Genomic DNA, 600 nt, shown 5'->3' with positions numbered 1-600 from the left:
CGGGTACGCGGGTGTGCCGGGGTACGCGGGTATGTCCGGGCACGCGGACAGGACCGAGGGCGCCGTACAGGTACGGCGCCCTCGGTCCTGTCGCTGTGCGTCCGGGCGGGCTCCCGCCGGGATCAGGCCGACTTGCGGCTGTCCCGCGGATGCACCGCGATGTTCATCGCACCGGACCGCAGAACGGCGAGACGCTCCTCGAGGACCTCTTCGAGCTCCTCACGGGTGCGCCGCTCCATCAGCATGTCCCAGTGCGTACGCGCAGGCTTGGCCTTCTTCTCCTCCGGGCCGTCTCCGTCCACCAGGAGTGCCTGGGCACCGCAGACCTTGCACTCCCACTCCGGCGGGATCTCCGCCTCGACCGAGAAGGGCATCTCGAAGCGGTGCCCCTTCTCGCATGCGTACTCCACGGCCTGGCGGGGGGCCAGGTCGATGCCGCGGTCCGTCTCGTAGCTGGTCACCACGAGGCGCGTGCCGCGAAGAGCTCGCTCACTCATGAATCGTGCCTCCCGGGCTTGTCGCCCACAGGACAGGTGTCGCTGTCGTCGTCATCCGGTCAACGTCCGGTCGGCGGTAAAGATTCCCGTTCCGAGTCCCGTT

1 protein-coding gene is annotated in these 600 nt (G+C 68.8%); it reads right to left on the bottom strand.

What is annotated here, in order from left to right; genetic code table 11:
- Positions 1 to 122: 122 nt before the first annotated feature.
- Positions 123 to 497: an RNA polymerase-binding protein RbpA gene (locus CCN29_RS34150; protein ID WP_003977404.1), complete on the bottom strand. Its 375-nt coding sequence runs from the start codon at positions 495 to 497 to the stop codon at positions 123 to 125.
- Positions 498 to 600: the final 103 nt, after the last annotated feature.

Source organism: Streptomyces pseudogriseolus, assembly GCA_002154585.1.
In the GTDB taxonomy this organism is placed as follows: domain Bacteria; phylum Actinomycetota; class Actinomycetes; order Streptomycetales; family Streptomycetaceae; genus Streptomyces; species Streptomyces pseudogriseolus.
This window is presented reverse-complemented; position numbering and strand designations above follow the sequence as displayed.

Coding starts and splice junctions, on each gene's coding strand:
- CCN29_RS34150 (WP_003977404.1), bottom strand. CDS start 497: ATGAGTGAGCGAGCTCTTCGCGGCACGCGCCTCGTGGTGACCAGCTAC.